Annotated in this window: 16 protein-coding genes; 7 read left to right on the forward strand and 9 right to left on the reverse strand. The window is 38.6% G+C overall.

The window, feature by feature from the left end; translation table 11 throughout:
* The first annotated feature begins 478 nt into the window (after positions 1–478).
* On the forward strand, positions 479–676 hold the full coding sequence (locus CD122_RS00010; protein ID WP_103356975.1) for a hypothetical protein: 198 nt from the start codon (positions 479–481) through the stop codon (positions 674–676).
* 207 nt (positions 677–883) lie between these two features.
* Here the strand turns inward: CD122_RS00010 and CD122_RS00015 are convergent, their stop codons facing one another.
* The 3 genes from CD122_RS00015 to aryK form a co-directional block, all read right to left on the reverse strand.
* Positions 884–2,059, reverse strand: coding sequence for a M20 family metallopeptidase (locus CD122_RS00015; RefSeq protein WP_103356976.1), 1,176 nt, complete (start codon positions 2,057–2,059; stop codon positions 884–886).
* A 15-nt stretch (positions 2,060–2,074) separates the two neighbouring features.
* Complete coding sequence (locus tag CD122_RS00020; protein WP_103356977.1) at positions 2,075–3,466, reverse strand: MFS transporter; 1,392 nt, start codon at positions 3,464–3,466, stop codon at positions 2,075–2,077.
* A gap of 219 nt (positions 3,467–3,685) precedes the next feature.
* Positions 3,686–5,977: a transcriptional regulator AryK gene (gene aryK / locus CD122_RS00025; protein WP_103356978.1), complete on the reverse strand. Its 2,292-nt coding sequence runs from the start codon at positions 5,975–5,977 to the stop codon at positions 3,686–3,688.
* A gap of 211 nt (positions 5,978–6,188) precedes the next feature.
* Between aryK and CD122_RS00030 the strand changes: the two genes are divergently transcribed.
* Genes CD122_RS00030 through CD122_RS00045 form a run of 4 tightly spaced genes read left to right on the forward strand, consistent with a single transcriptional unit; the run spans position 6,189 to position 10,246 of the window.
* On the forward strand, positions 6,189–8,141 hold the full coding sequence (locus CD122_RS00030) for a BglG family transcription antiterminator (protein WP_240624090.1): 1,953 nt from the start codon (positions 6,189–6,191) through the stop codon (positions 8,139–8,141).
* A complete protein-coding gene (locus tag CD122_RS00035; protein WP_103356980.1) occupies positions 8,142–8,582 on the forward strand; it encodes a PTS sugar transporter subunit IIA in 441 nt (146 codons plus the stop codon). It begins immediately after the preceding gene.
* Between the two features lies 1 nt (position 8,583).
* A complete protein-coding gene (locus CD122_RS00040) occupies positions 8,584–8,868 on the forward strand; it encodes a PTS sugar transporter subunit IIB (protein ID WP_103356981.1) in 285 nt (94 codons plus the stop codon).
* Between the two features lie 19 nt (positions 8,869–8,887).
* Complete coding sequence (locus tag CD122_RS00045) at positions 8,888–10,246, forward strand: PTS ascorbate transporter subunit IIC (protein ID WP_103356982.1); 1,359 nt, start codon at positions 8,888–8,890, stop codon at positions 10,244–10,246.
* Between the two features lie 70 nt (positions 10,247–10,316).
* On the opposite strand, the gene gmpC is transcribed toward CD122_RS00045, so the two are convergent.
* Genes gmpC through CD122_RS00060 form a run of 3 tightly spaced genes read right to left on the reverse strand, consistent with a single transcriptional unit; the run spans position 10,317 to position 12,856 of the window.
* Positions 10,317–11,159, reverse strand: coding sequence for a dipeptide ABC transporter glycylmethionine-binding lipoprotein (gmpC, locus tag CD122_RS00050; RefSeq protein WP_103356983.1), 843 nt, complete (start codon positions 11,157–11,159; stop codon positions 10,317–10,319).
* Between the two features lie 19 nt (positions 11,160–11,178).
* A complete protein-coding gene (locus CD122_RS00055) occupies positions 11,179–11,838 on the reverse strand; it encodes a methionine ABC transporter permease (protein WP_103356984.1) in 660 nt (219 codons plus the stop codon).
* On the reverse strand, positions 11,819–12,856 hold the full coding sequence (locus tag CD122_RS00060; protein WP_103356985.1) for a methionine ABC transporter ATP-binding protein: 1,038 nt from the start codon (positions 12,854–12,856) through the stop codon (positions 11,819–11,821). The genes CD122_RS00055 and CD122_RS00060 overlap by 20 nt, the downstream gene beginning before the upstream one ends.
* Positions 12,857–13,091: 235 nt before the next feature.
* Between CD122_RS00060 and bioB the strand changes: the two genes are divergently transcribed.
* Positions 13,092–14,081 carry a biotin synthase BioB gene (gene bioB / locus CD122_RS00065; protein WP_103356986.1) on the forward strand — a complete coding sequence of 330 codons (990 nt, stop codon included), beginning with the start codon at positions 13,092–13,094 and terminating at the stop codon, positions 14,079–14,081.
* Between the two features lie 91 nt (positions 14,082–14,172).
* Here the strand turns inward: bioB and CD122_RS00070 are convergent, their stop codons facing one another.
* Entirely contained in the window at positions 14,173–14,970 is a 798-nt protein-coding gene (locus tag CD122_RS00070; protein WP_103356987.1) for a hypothetical protein, read from the reverse strand.
* A 151-nt stretch (positions 14,971–15,121) separates the two neighbouring features.
* Positions 15,122–15,940: a MetQ/NlpA family ABC transporter substrate-binding protein gene (locus CD122_RS00075; protein ID WP_103356988.1), complete on the reverse strand. Its 819-nt coding sequence runs from the start codon at positions 15,938–15,940 to the stop codon at positions 15,122–15,124.
* Between the two features lie 171 nt (positions 15,941–16,111).
* Between CD122_RS00075 and CD122_RS00080 the strand changes: the two genes are divergently transcribed.
* On the forward strand, positions 16,112–17,062 hold the full coding sequence (locus CD122_RS00080; protein WP_103356989.1) for a DUF1002 domain-containing protein: 951 nt from the start codon (positions 16,112–16,114) through the stop codon (positions 17,060–17,062).
* Positions 17,063–17,116: 54 nt separating this feature from the next.
* On the opposite strand, the gene ahpF is transcribed toward CD122_RS00080, so the two are convergent.
* Positions 17,117–18,640, reverse strand: a complete 1,524-nt coding sequence (gene ahpF, locus CD122_RS00085) for an alkyl hydroperoxide reductase subunit F (RefSeq protein ID WP_103356990.1) — start codon at positions 18,638–18,640, stop codon at positions 17,117–17,119.
* Positions 18,641–18,652 lie beyond the last annotated feature (12 nt).

The raw sequence follows: 18,652 nt of genomic DNA on the forward strand, positions 1-18,652 counted from the left end.
CGTCAGATGTGTATAAGAGACAGGTTGTACATTTTTCAATATATATTTAATCAGAGCATTAGTATAAAAAATGATTACCCTTTTTTCTGTAAAACTATAGGTCTGGTAGTCATATTATTATTAATTGGAGCATTAATGGAAACCTTCGTTACATTACCTCTAAGTAAATACTTTTAATTTCTTTAGTTATGAATAACGACCATACCTTTTTAATATTTAAATCTACTAGGAGAATTGATGCCATTAGTTAGCTATTCAACCTCTCCCACACCAAACGTCAGAGTGTCTAACAAATAAACAAAGATATAAAGAAAACCCTTTGTTATCTTTATATCTTTGTTGAAATAAGATTATGTTAAAGTTTCAGAAATAGTTAAGCTGTTAAGGGCAAAGTTAAAATGTAGGAAAACGGCAATTTAAAATTGTTGGTTTTCCTACATTTTTTAGTATCCTTTTCTCATAGTTTAAGGAGGTAAATATGAGAAAAGATATACGTAAAGGAGTTAAAGAATTTATGAAAGATGAAACAAAACCAAGTTATGCATCCCTAGCACGAAGATATAATTGTGATTACCGTACAGTTAAACAAGCATTCCAAGATTTAGAAAATGATAATCATAAAAAGAAAAAGCAAAGGGGCTGGGACATAATTAGTTCCCAGCCTCATAGTTTGTAAAAAGCCCTGATTAGATGTAAAAAACATTTAATCAGGGCTTCATTATAGATATTAGTTAAAAAAATAAAGCACTTCCAAAAATTATAAACGAAATAGGGAATGTTTATGATATATAGAACGAAAAGGATGCCGGGCGCTAATTGGGAGTAGAGCAGCAATTTTGTGGGTAAATGATTGACTCGCTCAGTCCCAAGATATGACTAAAGTTTATTGCAAATAGCTAAGTACAGTAATACCGACTGCTTCAGCTGCAACACGTAATGATTTTTCACTAATATCAAATTTTGGATGGTGATGTGGGTAGATGTCACCTTCCTCAGGCGCAGCACCTGCATAAATAAAAGTACTTGGTATTTCTTTCGCATAGTAAGCAAAGTCTTCTGATGGTGGTTGTGGTTCGCAACGTTCGACACTTTGAATTGCATCTGTTTCAGTGTCTTTAATGGATGATACGACAAACTCTGTGAACGCTGGATCGTTGTAAAGTGCTGGATAGTCATCGTGATAGTCCAGTTCACAAGTCACGCCGTACATCGCTTCAAGTCCATCTGAGAGACGTGTAATTTCCTTTTTGATGGTCTGCTTCGTCTCATCTGTTAACGCACGCACATCTCCCGCAATTTCAACACTGTCTTGAATGATGTTGAATTGCCCTTTACCATCAAAGGAACCAATTGTGACAACACCTGTTTCAAATGGATTCAAGCGTCTTGACACAACGGTCTGAAGTGCTGTGACAAAGTAAGACCCTGCGACAATACTATCGTTAGCGGTATGTGGAGATGAACCGTGCCCACCTTTACCTTGAATTTTCAAGTTGAAGAAGTCTCGACCTGTTTGTACGTTGCCTTCACGATAGTAAATGTTGCCAACGGGCATATGGCTCATCACGTGGACACCTAAGACATGATCCACGCCATCTAAGACACCATCCTTAATCATCGCTTGTGCGCCACCAGGTGGAACTTCTTCGGCTGGCTGATGAATGACAACGACTTTACCATTGAACTTGTCTTTCATCTCAATCAAAGTTTCCGCCAAGATGAGCATATAAGCAGTGTGCGCATCGTGACCACACGCGTGCATAACACCTTCATTGACCGATGCGAAAGGTAAGCCCGTATCTTCTTGAATTGGCAAGGCGTCAAAGTCTGCACGAATGGCAATTGTTTTACCCGGTTTGCCACTATCAATCGTTACTTTCAAGCCATTAGGACCGACATCAGTTTCTACCGTACAGTCTTTATCGCGATAAAAGTTCGCGATGTACTTCGGTGTTTCCTTTTCATGGAATGATAATTCTGGATATTGATGCAAATGACGACGGATGTTAATCATACGAGATTCTTTGTCTTTTAATGTGTTAATAAGTGTTTGTAACAATGTAAAATCCTCCCTTTATGCTGCTTTTTTGAATGATGGTACAGTAATCATAATAATAATCAATGATAACAAGGCCATGAAAATGTTAAGTCCAAGACCAGCCATTGCACCTACTTGAACGTTCGTGGCATTGGCAACAACCCCATATAACGCACCTGATAAGGCGATACCGAATGCACCACCGAGTGATGATGCCATCTTATAAACACCAGAGGCTGCTCCAACTTTATCTTCCGGTGAGTTTGAGATAGCCATGTCTGTTGAAGGTGTTGCATAAAAGCCAAGACCCAGACCGTATAATAAGTATCCAATAATACATACGATAACATAAAGTGTACTTGGCAGGAATGTGAATGAAATTAAGATAATCCCACACATATTGATAAAAGTACCAAGTAACATCGGTTTTTTAGCACCGACTTTTTGTAAAATTTTCTCGCCGACACGAATCATCATTAAGACAGCAAACAAGTATGTGATAGAGAGCCATCCAGTTTGAGATTCATTAAAACCTAATCCTTGTTGAACGAATGTATTTGCGACAAGTAGCACACCTGCAACACCATTTAATAAGAAGTTAGATAATGTTGCACCAGTGTATGCTTTCGATTGGAAGAGTTTAAAGTCTATTAACGGGTTAACATGTTTTTTCTCAACTTTGATAAATAGTGCTGTTGTAATGATAAAAACAACAATTAATCCTAAAATGAATGGTGACATCAATCCATAAGCACCACTTTGTGTGATGATAATATTAATACTTAACATCATTATGACAAGTAGTACAAGTCCAGGGACGTCAAATTTTAATTTAACATTGCTTACAGATTTTGTTTCTGGTGTTCCTTTAATCAATAACATTGAAAGAATGGCAATGATAATAGAAATAATAAAAATCCAGCGCCAGCCAAAACTTGTTGCAACGACACCACCGAATAATGAAGCTAATCCAGAGCCACCCCATGAACCGATAGACCAGTAACTTAAGGCACGTTGACGTTCTTTGCCTTCATAATATGTTTTCATAATTGCGAGTGTTGATGGCATGATTGCTGCCGCAGATAACCCCTGAATCACACGACCTAAAATTAGTAATGCAGGTATGCTACTAGAAATGATCAATAGTGACCCAATAATACTAAGCCAGAGCCCGATATAAGTTGTTTTCACACGACCAATCCGATCTGCAAAACTACCTGCGCCTACGATGAACATTCCAGAAAAGAGTGCCGTGATACTAACGGCTGTGCTAATTGTTCCAATATTACTGTTGAACGTATTTTGCAGTGTAGGTACGACATTAAGTAGTGATTGTGCAAATAGCCAAAATGTAATAACCCCAAGTACGATTCCTAGTATGAGCTTATTATCCCCACGATACGTCTGAGCGTTTTGTTGTTGAACCATGTTTTCTTCCTCCTAAGTGTTGTTTAAGTATGAGCGTCGATTTGTTCTTTACAATACTTACTTTAACGTTGTGGGGGTTTTTTCAATATGTTGTTTTTATTATTTTGATATTTTATTTATTACTTAAGTACATAGAAGATGGGGGAGGACAAAATAGTGATATTCATTTTTGTCATGCCCCCATATTGTTTTTCTATTAAGCTGAGAAGTTAAGCTCTGTTAGTCATCGGGGTTAATATACTTCTTAAATTCGATAATATGAACAGCATTCGTGAGCAATTTTAGATGATACGTTAGTTTTTGTAGCACTTCGACTTCGCTAATTTCTAACTTCGGATAAGAGATTCGATTAACATATGCGATTGTTTCTTCATCCATACCATGCTGTGTATTATATTGCTGCCAAACTTTATAAAGTGCACCATGATTCTTATCTAGTATAAGGTGTTTAATTTTATATTTTCCTGGTACCACACCGTCGATATCGAGTTGGTACTCTTTGTGACTATGGATGCTCAAGTGCGCGTCTAATGTAAAGTATGGGTTATAGTGCTCAGCGTCCCAAATCACAATTTGAAAATGATGTGGTGTCCCAAGAACGATACAATTATCGTTACGATACAGTATGCGATTAAATAATCTACTGAAAAACATACTGGCAAAGAATGCAGGACGTTTGCCGTCAAATTGATGATATAAATCAATACCATCAAGCTGTGCAGCGGTATCCGCATGATTGTGTTGCTGGTGGATTTCATAGTTCAACCAGTAACCAATGGTCTTCACACGTTGATTCATTTCGATTAATTGTTCAAAAATAATGCCCGCTCTAAAATATTCACCGTTTGTTAAGTTTGTATCTCCAGTCAGTGTATTCCAATTTAATAAAATGAATGGGAGAGGTACATGATGCTTTAATGCTAACCGGGCAATAAGTTTCTCGAGTTGTAATGTAATGTGTTTTTTAGCTTGGTTATATTGATTTTGCTCGATACTAGCTAAGTCAACAATATCGTTTTGGTTTGCATCAAAAGCGATGGCATCAATTTGCTGTCTGTTGTTGTGTAGCAAAGATTTTGCAAGATGGGTTTCTTCAGGATGATTGATATTAACGTTCATTACGACAGTAGTATCAGTGAAGTAATATTTGAACAACGTGATGATTTTGTTGAATCGTGCACTATCGAGACAATCCAAATAAACAACTAACTTAAGCTGTTTGCTATTTGGCACGATATTATACATATGTTCTAATAAACGCGATAAATCTCTGCAATATTGTTGGAAGTTTGCATGTGATTGTGGTGGGTGAACTTCCATTCCCAGACCAATGTCATGTGCTAATAAAAAGTTGAGACATTCATCGATCTTCATATAAGGGTGTACATGAGGAATCGTTTCATCACTTTTGATTGTTTCACTAATAAGACGGCGTGTTTGTATAGGATCTTTTGTGAGTATATGGTCTAAGCCAAGGACGTGCTTAACCTCTACAAGTTGCTTTCTAAATCTCTGAACGAGTAATGTCTCTAAATTGCCAATTTGAATGACATGGTCAAAATGCGATAACTGTTGTGTGTGCTCAGCAAAAGTGACATCAATAACTTTTTGTATATCCGGTGATTGCATGACAGTGTCTATGTTGGCATTAATAAATAATGATAAATAATATAGGTACGTCTGTTGCGGTGTTTTGTCGGTTGCTGTTACCGACTTATGTATCGTGTTGTGTTGATAATGATTACGGTATTCTGTTGGTGTCAGTTGTGTATCTTCTTTAAAATACTTCAAAAGCATATTAGAGCTTGTGAAACCATGTTTGTAGGCGATATGTGTAACGGAATCCGTCGTGTTAATGAGATCGGCTTTACAATGTTCCAAGCGAATATGATTCATGTAGTGGTTGAATCCCGTCCCCATTTGTTTTGTAAATAGTTTTGACAAATAAGAAGGGCTCAAGTTAACCATTTCTGCAACATCACTTAATGTAATGGGTTCAGCATAATGCGTTTCAATATAGCGACATACCGCTTCTAAGCGTTGATCTGGTAAGTTTTTCTGATTATGAAGTGGACGTTTAGTGGATAAGTAGCGAACTAAAATAAACATTAAATCCATAAGTTTTTGTTCGATGTATAAGCGGTGGAATGCACCTTGTCGAATATGAACGATGCCAATATTAGCAATAGCATTCACCATTTGTTTGTAGATGACTTCTTGCAAAGTTTCTTTTTCGAGAACGAAGTATTTGTGTGCAGCATCGTACATATAATTTTGTAAATAATACATTTTCAATTGAATTGCGATGTAAAGTGTATCGTCATTTGCTATAAAACGATAGGTCTCTCGATGATTAATTAAAAATAATTCGCCTGCTTCATAGGAATGGGTATCTTGATGAGTTAATACACGCATGGTTCCCTTTAATACTAAAACAATTTTTAATCCGTCATTTAATTTAAATTGGTCATCATTAGGATGGTTAAGTTCAATCGTATATAAGTTTTTCATAAGTCACCCCTCATTACTATTGTAAACAATTTTTGTATCATTTGCAGATTTATATATTATCCATTTTAATAAAGTGATTATAAAACTTATACAATATTTTTATTAATACATAATATGAAGCTGATAGATGTGAAATGTTTCGGATTGTCAGACGAAATAGATTGCACATCCATACATAATGGCAAACGCTTACAATGTTTATAAGGAGGTTATGCATGTGTTGAGTGATCGTCAAAGACAAATTGTCGCGTACCTTGCTTCGCGTCGCACATTTGTTACTATTGCAGAACTTGCGAATCAGTTCCACGTATCTGAACGGACCATTCAATATGATTTGACGTATATTGAGACGTATCAAACGCAATATCAGTTAGAAGTTGTACGCAATAAAAGTCTCGGTATTATGATTCATGACCAGTCGACGGCACAAAAAGCAGATTACAATGCGATGACTGTGCATTATTCAAAAGAAGAACGTAGAGATTATATTCTGTTGAAATTATTTGAAGCGACACAGCCGGTGAGCTCTAATATGCTTGCGGATATGTTACATGTCTCGCGTCGCACAGTTGTAGATGATTTGAAAAATGTTCAAAGTGAATTGACGCAGTATGAATTACGCCTAGAATATGTGCGCAACAAAGGTTTTGTGATTGAAGGAAGCGAGAAAGCTTTGAGAGAAGCCTATGCGAATGCGATACACACTTATTTTCAGCATGCAGCACCGCAACTAGGCATCGCACATTTTTCACAAGATGAGTTGGAACGCATTCGACAAATTGTGGTCTCGGCGTTACGACGTCAACAAGTACAACTGGTACAAGAGGCTATCGATGGTTTGATTTTTCATATTGTGATCGCCATTCATCGTGCACGTGAGCAGTTTCATTTCGAAATACCAGATGCAGAGTACCAACGCTTGCAAAATACAGAAGCGTTTCAGTTAGCACTGGATATGACTGAGCAGTTAGAGACATTGTTCGACGTGGCATTTCCAAAGACAGAAGCGGCGTTTATTACTTTACATTTGCTTGGTGCGAAAGGGACGACATTTCATGTGGAAACAGACGACGATACGCTAGGTCACGTGATTCAAACATTTATCCAGCAAGTGAGTGCGCAGATAGGTGTGCCATTTGACCGAGACCACAAGTTGAGAACGAGCTTGTTGACCCACTTACAACCAGCGATACATCGAATGCGTTTTGGCATGATGCATACGAACCCGTTAAAAGCAGAAATTATGCGCGATTATCGTGACTTGATTACAGTCATTCAGCAACAAGTGAAACTTTTTGAAGAGACGTATCAAGTCGTGTTTAACGATGATGAAGTTGCCTATTTAGCACTTCACTTTGCATCGTCTATGGAGCGTGTCAATGTATCCAAAGCAACGCGTATTAAAGTCATTCTGCTGTGTGGCTCGGGTGTTGGAACGTCACAATTATTGAAAAGTCGTATTCAGAATATCTATCCAGAATTAGAAATATTAGATGCCTTTTCAATTTATGATATTTCAGAACCGTTTCTGCAGTCGCAAAGTATTGATTACATTATTTCGACGGTGCCTGTTGATCAGTTTTCAGTGCCAGTAATTACGGTAACGCCATTTTTAAATAAAGCCGATCGTGCCCAAATCAATCAGATGATTAATGCACATCGGGAAACGACAGTCGCACACTATCAATTGGCAGGACCTACGCTGAAAGACGTTTTGCCAGAACAGCATATTCTCACAGGACAATTTGCGGAAGATCGAACGGCTGCCATTCAGCAAAGTGTTGGGTTATTAGTGGCATCGGGACATGTTGATGCGCAATATGCAGAAGATATTCTCACGCAATTGGATCGATTTGGGCCTTATATGGTCATCAGCCCACATATCGCATTGGTGCACGCACATTTTGAACACGTTCATGTACCGGTCAGCATGGCACTCGTTCATTATGAAGACGGCGTTGTATTCAATCATGAGCGATTCGATCCTGTAAAAGTCGTGATTGTATTAGCGACGAGCAATCCACACGTGCATCTGAATGCGCTCGGACAATTAAGCCAGCTCATTATGAATGAAACAGATAGACAGCAGATGATGGCAGGAAATCGAACAGCCATTATCCAAAGTATTCACGATATCAGTCAAAGTCAGGAGGAAGATGCATAAATGTCAGAATTGATTCAAGCGTCACACATCCAACTACAAGAACGTGTGACCGATTGGGAAGCGGCCATTCGTCTTGCTGCACAGCCGTTGCTTGAAGCGGGCTACTTTGAGCAAACGTATATTGACGCAATGATTAACAGTGTGTATGAGATGGGGCCATATATCGTCATTGCGCCAGAGATTGCGATTGCGCACGCGAGACCGAGTGAAGATGTTCATCAGGTCGGATTGAGTTTGTTGAAGTTAGATGAACATATTAATTTTTCAGAAACAGGTCGTTATGCGACATTGATCTTTGTGTTAAGTGCGGTTGATGAAGCGGCGCATTTAGAAATATTAAGAAACTTAGCCATGCGATTGAGCGATACAAAGGTCGTTGAAGCACTCATGGCTGCGAACAGTAAGGAAGAAATTAAAACATTATTAGAGGAGCGAGATTAATATGAAAATTTTAGTTGTATGCGGACATGGATTAGGAAGTAGCTTTATGGTTGAGATGAACGTACAGGAGGCTTTAAAACAATTACAAGCACCTGCAGATATTGAGGTCGCACATAGTGACATTATGACAGCAAGTCCAGAAATGGCAGATTTATTCATTTGCGGACGTGACTTAGAAGAAAATGCGCAACGTCTCGGTGACGTCATCGTATTAGATAATATTTTAGATAAAGCAGAGCTACAAGAGAAGTTAGAAGCACAGCTTAAAGCAATGAATCAATTATAATCTCAAGGGAGTTGACGCTATGAATGCAGTATTAGGATTTTTCGTCGATATTTTTAGTCAGCCAGCAATTCTCGTTGCGTTAATCGCACTGATTGGCTTAGTTGTTCAGAAAAAATCTGCGGCTGATATTACATCAGGCACTATTAAAACAATTTTAGGGTTCCTAGTATTAAGCGCGGGCGCAGGTGTCGTAACGAGTTCGCTCGAGCCATTCGGTAAAATGTTCCAAGAGGCATTTGGTGTACAAGGGGTTGTGCCGAATAACGAAGCCATCATCTCTATTGCATTGAAAGAATACGGTACAACGGCAGCACTCATTATGATGTTTGGGATGCTCGTAAATATTTTAATCGCACGGTTCTCAAATCTTAAATATATTTTCTTAACAGGGCATCATACGTTCTATATGGCGGCGTTCTTAGCTATTTTACTAACAGTTGGTAATATCACAGGTACACTGACGGTCGTCTTAGGTTCATTAATTCTAGGGTTAATTATGGCTGTCTTGCCAGCGCTTGGTCAATCTACAATGAGAAAGATTACAGGGTCAGATCAAGTTGCGATTGGTCATTTTGGTACGCTAAGTTACTGGGCTGCCGGTGAAGTAGGAAAACTTTTCGCAGGTAAATCAAAATCAACAGAAGATATTAAGTTCCCTAAAGGTTTAAGTTTCTTACGTGAGAGTACGATTAGTATTTCGTTAACAATGATTGTGTTATATATTATTGCGGCATTGTTTGCAGGTCCACATTATGTACATACTGAGTTGAGTGAAGGTACAAACTTTATCGTCTTTTCAGTCATTCAAGGTGTGACCTTTGCGGCAGGGGTATTCATTATCTTAACCGGTGTTCGTTTGATATTGGCAGAAATCGTGCCAGCATTCAAAGGGATTTCTGAAAAACTGGTTCCAAATACAAAGCCAGCATTAGACTGCCCGATTGTCTTCCCTTATGCACAAAATGCGGTACTAATTGGTTTCTTCGTCAGCTTTGTTACAGGCGTTGCTGGGATGTTTATTATGTTCATGCTCGGTGGTGTCGTTATCTTGCCAGGTGTTGTCCCACACTTCTTCCTAGGTGCGACAGCTGGTGTATTTGGTAACGCACGCGGTGGTATTAAAGGGGCGGTTGCAGGTTCTGCGCTCAACGGTTTATTAATTACGTTCTTACCGTTATTATTCATTCCGTTTATGGGAGAATTAGGGTCAGCCGCAACAACATTCTCAGATACCGACTTCTTAGCGGTAGGTATTATCGTCGGCTATATTACAAAATATTTAGGTGCAATGGGTATCGCAGCATTGCTCGTTATTGTCGGTGCATTAGCGATCGTATTGCAAAAGCGTTCAACAGACAAGTTAGCACAAGATAAATAAATGTCATTAAAAAAGGCGGTAGCAGCCAGTACTCAAATCATTGAGTAGGGCACTACCGCTTTTAGTATGCTTATTTCAAGCTATCTTCAATTTCTTTAATTTCTGATGGTTTTAAGTCGATAACGATTTCGCCATCTTTCGTATCTTCTTTCAAAGCATCTTTTGCTTCTTCAGAGTGGTACAATTCTGCGATACGTTGGTATGTTTTGTTATCTTTATCTTTTGTGTTAACTGCGATGATATTGATAAATGGTTTTGTTGTATCGCCTTCAGAGTCTTCAAGGAAAATCGGATCTTTCTTAGCATCTAAGCCTGCTTTTGTTGCAACACCGTTATTGATAATCGCAATATCAACGTCTGAGAGTGCGCGTGCTGTTTGTTGTGCATCTACAGCTGTGATGTCTAAGTTTTTCGGATTGTTTTTAATGTCTTTAATAGAGCTAGAAAGACCAAAGTCATCGTTAAGTTCAAGAAGGCCTGCTTTTTCAAGTAACTTCAAGGCGCGTGCTTGGTTTGAGATGTCGTTTGGAATGGCTACTTTAGCACCGTCTTTGACATCTTTTACGTCTTTCACTTTCTCAGAGTAAATACCTAATGGCGCTAATACAGATGTACGAATCGGTGTAATATCAGTGCCTTTATTTTCCTTCTTAAATGTATCTAAAAAGGCAAAGTGTTGGAAGGCGTTCATGTCGATGTCGCCATCACTTAATGCTTTGTTAGGAACGTTGTAGTCAGAGAATTGTTTGATTTCTAAGTCGATGTCTTCTTTCTTCGCCAATTCTTTAACTTTTTCCCACGCTTTTGAATCATTTGAAGCGATACCGATTGTTACTTTTTTCGTGTCCGCGTTTTGTCCGCATGCTGCAAGTAAAAATAGTGCAGCGAATAATACAGTGATTAACTTTTTCATATTTGGAAACCTCCTAAGTTTAGTTGCGTCTTACTTTTCTAGCGAGTACATTACCGAGTGATTGGATGAGTTGCACGATAATGACGAGTACGATGACTGTGATTAAGATGACGAGTGTGTCAAAGCGTTGATAGCCATATACAAGCGCCATATCACCAATTCCACCGCCACCAACAGCACCAGCCATTGCAGTTGCACCAATCAAGCCGATAATTGCAGTTGTGATAGACAGGATGAGTGAACCGAGTGCCTCTGGTAACAAGAAATAACGAATAATTTGTACTGGCGACGCACCCATCGCATTTGCCGCCTCAATAATGCCATCGTCTACTTCTAAGAGCGAGTTCTCAATCAGACGTGCGATATACGGTGCAACATAGACTGTCAATGGCACAATCGCAGCCGTTGTTCCGATTGACGTACCGACTAAAAGTTTCGTGAACGGTACAATCGCAATTAGTAAAATAATAAACGGTACAGAACGTAAAATATTAATAATTGGGTTTAACACATGGTGGATGATCGCATTCGGCCATATGCCATTCGTGCGGGTAACCACAAGTAAAATGCCGAGTGGAATCCCGATGAGTGAACCGATGACGAGTGCTACTGACACCATGTAAAGTGTTTGATAAAGTGCTTCTAATAGTTGTGCTGAATCAATGGATGAACCGAGCATCTTCTGACACCTCCTCGAAGTGAATATGTTGTGTTGTTAAGTGATTTTGAACGGCTTGTTGTTGTGCGTCATCGCCAATGACTTGCAACCAAAGATAGCCGACCGTATCGTCTTGTATTTCCGCCATAAAAGCATGAACAATATTGACCTTGACTTGGAATTGCGCGATTAAATCATGCACAATGGCGTGTGATATTTGATTACTCTCGATAAAGAGTTGATAGATTTGTGCGTTGTCTTCGTGTGAAAGCTGTTGAACGACATGTTGTGACGGTTCGGTATTAATAACCGTTGAGACAAAACGTTTTGCTGTCGGTGTTTTCGGATGACTGAACACGTTCTTCACAGAATCTAATTCAATCACTGAACCTTGCTCCATGACAGCGACGCGGTTACAAATTTTTTGAATAACGCTCATTTCATGCGTAATCACTAGAATGGTTACACCGAATGTTTCGTTCGTTTTCTTCAACAAGTCTAAGATGGCATCTGTCGTTGCAGGGTCAAGTGCGCTCGTTGCTTCATCACACAATAAAATTTTAGGGTTTGTGACTAGTGCGCGTGCAATTGCGACACGTTGCTTTTGACCACCTGATAGTTCATTCGGATATTGTTGCGCCTTACCATCAAGGCCTACAAAAGCGAGCATTTCGTTGACACGTTTTTCAATTTCTGAGGGGTTCACCTTTCGCAATATGAGTGGCATGGCGACGTTTTTATAAACGGTCTTAGCATTGAGTAGATTGAAGTGTTGGAAAATCATACCAATATCTTGTTTTACTTTGCGTAAGTCTGCCTGTGTATATGTATTCAAGTGATGATTATCCACATATACGTCACCAGAAGTTTGTTTTTCAAGCTGGTTAACGAGTCGCACTAATGTACTCTTGCCAGCACCGCTATACCCGATCACACCGAAAATATCGCCTTGATTCACAGTAAAGCTAACGTCATTCAATGCGTGAACGGTTGTATTCTTTTTATTAAAAGTTTTGCTGACATTTTGAAACGTAATCATAACTGCCTCCTTGAATTCCGACTTAATTAGTAATGTTTGTTATTGTAGGTCACTTTTCCACATTCGTCAACACAATATTATGTATTTTCAGAAAATAAATGACGATTACTATTAAAATCTAATACTTATTAGACGATTGAATACGACGATGGAAATTCTCTTACCTTAATGTAAACTATAATTAAAATAACATTACAATTATGCTATACTGCTTGTAGAGTAGGAGGGGATTGCTTTGGAAATTGCAACACGCATTTTAAATGGGGCGTTTCTGACGCCTGAAGAAGCATATACATTATTTACAGATGCATCATTAGATACGATGACATTAGTACATGAGGCATATCAATTACGCAAATATTATTATGGTCATAAAGTAAAATTAAATATGATTTTGAATGCGAAGAGCGGTATTTGTCCCGAAGATTGTGGCTATTGTGGACAGTCAAGAGAGATGAAAGAAAAACAACGTTATGCTTTAATACCAGAAAATCAAATTACAGAAGGTGCAAAAGTAGCTGCAGAGAACGAGATTGGTACGTATTGTATTGTGATGAGTGGTCGTGGACCGAGTGATAAGGAAGTGGATCATATCACGGCATCAGTCGAACGCATTAAAGCCGAACATCCACAGTTGAAAATATGTGCGTGTCTCGGTTTAGCGAATGACGAGCAAGCGACTAAACTGAAAGCGGCAGGTGTTGACCGATATAATCACAATTTAAATACAAGTGAAAACTATCATGACGAAGTGGTCACGACACATACATACCAAGATCGTTTAGAAACCATTGAAACGATGAAAGCACATCATATTTCGCCATGTTCGGGTGTTATATGTGGTATGGGGGAAACGGATCAAGATATTGTCGATATGGCATTTGCATTGAAAGACATTGATGCGGATAGTATTCCAGTCAACTTTTTACATCCGATTAAAGGTACAAAGTTTGGCGACATGAATCAATTGACACCGATGCGTTGCTTGCGTATTTTGGCGTTATTCCGCTTGATTAACCCGTCAAAAGAAATTCGTATCGCAGGTGGACGTGAAGTCAATTTGCGTTCACTACAAGCGACAGCATTGATGGTAGCTAATTCAATCTTCGTTGGCGACTATTTAATTACAGGCGGCCAGCCAAACCAATTAGACTACGATATGATTCAAGATTTAGTCTATGAAATTGATTATGGGCATGCAGAAAATGAAGTAAAAACGCAATAAAACAACAAGACCTGTGTTTCGAAAAGGAGACACAGGTCTTGTTTTTGGGACGTTCATAAACAAAATAAAGCCTTTTATACATGACTCTTTCCTACGCAGATTCTTGAGTTTGTCTATTAATGATTGCTTGAATGTAAAGTGCTAAAAATAGTTCTGGGCAATCATCAGTATTGTTTATTGTAATAGTATGTTTTTCTCCACGTTTTTTAGTGTGTTTGTCCTTAGCTAAATCCCAAAAGCGCTTATTTGCTTGAAGTACAATATCTCCATTATCATTTAAGATTGTTGTTTTTGAACGCATATAATCGTTTTTAAGTGAATACGTATGGTCTTTAGTATAAAAGACATAGGGGAGTTGCTGTTTGATTCCTTTTTCTTTTAAAAGTTTATGCATCTCGTACGTTCCAATGAAATCATCGTTTAAATACACGTTATATTTATATCTGAGAGTGAAAGGACTTTGAGCAATTATTTTCACGCTATTCGTATTAGATTGTAAGTGTGTGCTATACATAGAATAAAAACCCAATAGACTAAAAATTTGATGAATACGGTTAAAGTAATATGGTGAATAAGTTATATCTTCACCCCCATATATAGGAATGACTTGCTTATCGACTATATATAATGGCAATTGAAAGAAAAATTCATTCGCCTCTAAATTTATATCCGTGTTATCGGTTAAATCATGTGCTGTAAAGTTCTGTTGTGTATGTTTTCGGAATATGAGTAAACCTATGATAAATAAAGAAACTACTAAAAATAAAGACCCTGTTAACCAGGGAGATATGTTTATTAATGTGCCCTTACCCAATACAAGTGATATTGAATTGACGATATTAAATATTAATAGTACTAACCAAATAAGTATTACCCTACCCATTGCCAATCACATCGCTCCTTTAATTTTCAAAGTATATAAAAAAGTAGTGAAGCTACCTATCATTGTAGATACTTTCACTACTTATCTTAATATGATTATAAGTGTTCAACAAGTGGGGCTCAATGAAGCTCATGCTAGACACTTTTCTCATAATACCTTACCAATCTGTTGGCTCGATATAACCACTGTATTCATCATGTTCACGGAACCATTTAATAAATTCAGGATCCTTATATGCGTCACGTAACGCTTTCGCCCATTCTTTATCTTTGTCTGACGCATTGATACTTAACATGACTTTGTGCTCGTCTGGTGTTTTTTCCACAACAAGCCCATCGCTAATCTTTTGGCCGCTATCCGCAATATAGTTACCGTTCACGATACCGTAGTCAACGTCTTCTAATGAACGCAGTACTTGTGGTGATGCAACTTCACTAAATTTTAAATCGTATTTGTCAGGGTGTACGCTAGATAGTTTAAAGTTTACACCAGTTGTTTTGTTATCCAGCTTAATCCATCCAAGACCTTCTAAAATTCTTAATGCACGTTCTTGATTGACTGGGTCATTCGGTACAGCAATCGTTTGTCCATCTTGAACTTCATCTAATGATTTGTGTTTCTTAGACCATACCGATTGAGGTGCGGTTGGAACATCATTGTTTTTAATCATTTTGGCATCGATTTTATCATTGATACTATTCATATATGCTGTACTTTGGAAGACGGAAGCTTGAATGTCGCCATCTTTCATCGCAGGATTGATTTGATCTGTTTGCGAAAAAGATTTAATTTCCACATCATACCCCTTTTTCTCCAAGATAGGCAGTATACCACCGCGGAAGATTTCTTCGTATGTACCAGGACCGAAACCGACTGTTATTTTTTTTGCATTCTCTTGGCTTGCAGAGTCATCTTTGCCGCATGCTACGAGCAACACCGCAATCATCAAAATAATACTGAACTTAAGATATTTCATCATACCCCTCCTAAAACATAGTAAATTGATAAGAATTAACAGAATTATAGCACGTATCTGACTTTTTTGGTAGATTATTTTTTCGGAATATTTACGATGGGTCTATGGTTTGATACGCTAGGGTGTGACTCGTGGTAAAATAAGGAAAAGTGTGGATAAGGAAGTGAGTATATGTATAAAAAGATAATCGTAAGTGGTATGGTAGCCTCTCTATTATTGACAGGTGTCGCACAGAATGTGTCCGCTGCGAATGAATACAAACCTAAAGAAGAGATATTTTTACAAGGTGCTGATTTAAATAACGACCAATTGGCAGAAACAAAAGATACGTTGGGTGTTGGCAACAACGTCACAACATACCAAGTCACAAATACAGATGTGATTCGATATACTGGCACAGAGTATGATTATATTCACTCAAGTGCACTTATCAAGCCAAAACGTTTTACACACGGTGTAGACGTTGAGATTGAAACACCAGAGAATATTACACGTATTACGAAAGAACAATATATGAACGCAGCGATTACGTCTGGTATTCAAGATGCGACGATACGTATCGCGTCAGTGGATCCAGTAACGGGTGAAGGTGCATTGACAGGTATTTACAAAGCGTATGAAGCACAAGGAAATACGTTAAACCGTGAAGATATTCAAAATGCACATAGTGAGATGAATGACTTAGCACGCATTAGTGAAAATCATGCGAACACGGAAGGCTATTCGGATGAAGCATTGAATGAAGCGATTGCCGACATGAAGTCTCAAATTGCGGAAGCGACAGCGTCTAATCAACAAATCAATGAATTAACAATCAATAATATTGTCAATCAAACGTTAAATGAGCGTAATTTGAATCAAGTGTTAAGTAACAATGAGATTGCGGTGATTCAGAATATCATGATGAATGTTGCGCAATCAGATGTTTTGACGCAAGATCCAGAAGCTTTTAAAAAGCAAGCGAATGAATTGAGAGATAGTATCCAGAAACAAGCAGGGGACAAACTAGACGCTTTAAAAGAGCTAGACAATCCTGAAACGCGCAATTGGTTACAATCGCTGTGGGATGAACTTGTTTCATTAATTACGAGAATATGGCATTGGCTCGTGTCATTTGTCTAAATTGAATAACATACAAAAAGAAGTCCACACACGACGATGCGGACTTCTTTTTTATTAGTTACGGATAAGGTAGTCAAACGCTGATAATGCAGCTGTTGCACCTGATCCCATTGAAATAATAATTTGTTTATAGCGTTGGTCTGTACAGTCACCAGCAGCAAAGATACCTGGGACATTTGTTGCACCAAGACGGTCAACTTCAATTTCGCCCATTCTGTTGCGGTTGACTGTATCGCCTAACCATTCAGTGTTTGGTGACAGACCGATTTGAACGAACACACCGTCTAATTCAATGTGTTTTTGTTCGTTAGATTGCATATCTTCATAAGTAAGACCTGTTACACGCTCGTCACCTGTGATTTCTTTTGTTGCAGCATTTGTAATCACTGTTGTGTTTGATAATGAATTTAAGCGTTCTTGTAGGACTTTGTCCGCACGCATTTCAGCACCAAATTCAAGTAATGTAACGTTTTTACAAATACCAGCAAGGTCAATCGCAGCTTCAACACCAGAGTTACCGCCACCGACAACGGCTACGTTCTTGTTCTCGAACAATGGACCGTCACAGTGAGGGCAGTAAGCAACCCCTTTATTCGCAAGCTCTTGCTCACCTGGTACACCAAGTTGTCTCCAACGTGCACCTGTTGATACGATTAACGTTTTTGTACGAAGTGTCGCACCATTATTCAATGTGATGTCGATACCGTCATCTGTTTTGTTGACAGATTCTGCACGAACACCTTTCATCACATCGATATTGTATTCGTTAATATGTTCTTCAAGGTTACCTGCAAGTGCTGTACCTGTTGTTTTCTTCACGCTAATCAAGTTTTCGATATCTTGTGTATCATTCACTTGACCACCGATACGATCTGCAACGATACCTGTGCGTAATCCTTTACGTGCAGCATAAATTGCTGAACTTGCACTTGCTGGGCCGCCGCCGACAACAAGTACATCAAATGTATCTTTGCCTTCGAATTCAGAAGCATCTGGACCTTGACCTAATGCGCTTAAAATATCTGTCACTGTCATACGGCCGCTACCGAATTGTTCGCCGTTTAAGAAGATAGATGGAACGGCCATAATATCTTCAGCTTCTTCTTTGAATGCAGCGCCGTCAATCATTGTATGTGTGATATTCGGGTTTAATACACTCATAAGGTTTAATGCTTGAACGACGTCAGGGCATTTTTGACATGTTAAGCTGATGTATGTTTCAAAGTTTAATGGTTTATCAATCGCTTTGATTTGATCGATTACAGATTGTTCTTCTTTCGGAGCACGACCACTTACTTGTAGAAGGGCAAGAACGAAAGAATTAAACTCATGACCAAGAGGAACACCGGCAAAAGTAATGCCAGTGTCCTCTCCGGGTCTATTCACGCTAAAGCTAGGTGAACGTTTTAAGTCTGCTTTTTCCACTGTAATGCGTGATGACATTTCTGCAACTTCATTCACAAGATCTTCCATCTTTTGAGATGTTTCGCCTGATCCAGTGCTTAGTTTGAAGACAACGTCACCTTCCATCAAATCAAGAAGTTGTGCAAGTTGATTCTTTAACTCTTGATTAAGCATTCAGTAAAGCCT

This window comes from Staphylococcus rostri (genome assembly GCF_002902145.1).
Taxonomy (GTDB): Bacteria; Bacillota; Bacilli; order Staphylococcales; family Staphylococcaceae; genus Staphylococcus; species Staphylococcus rostri.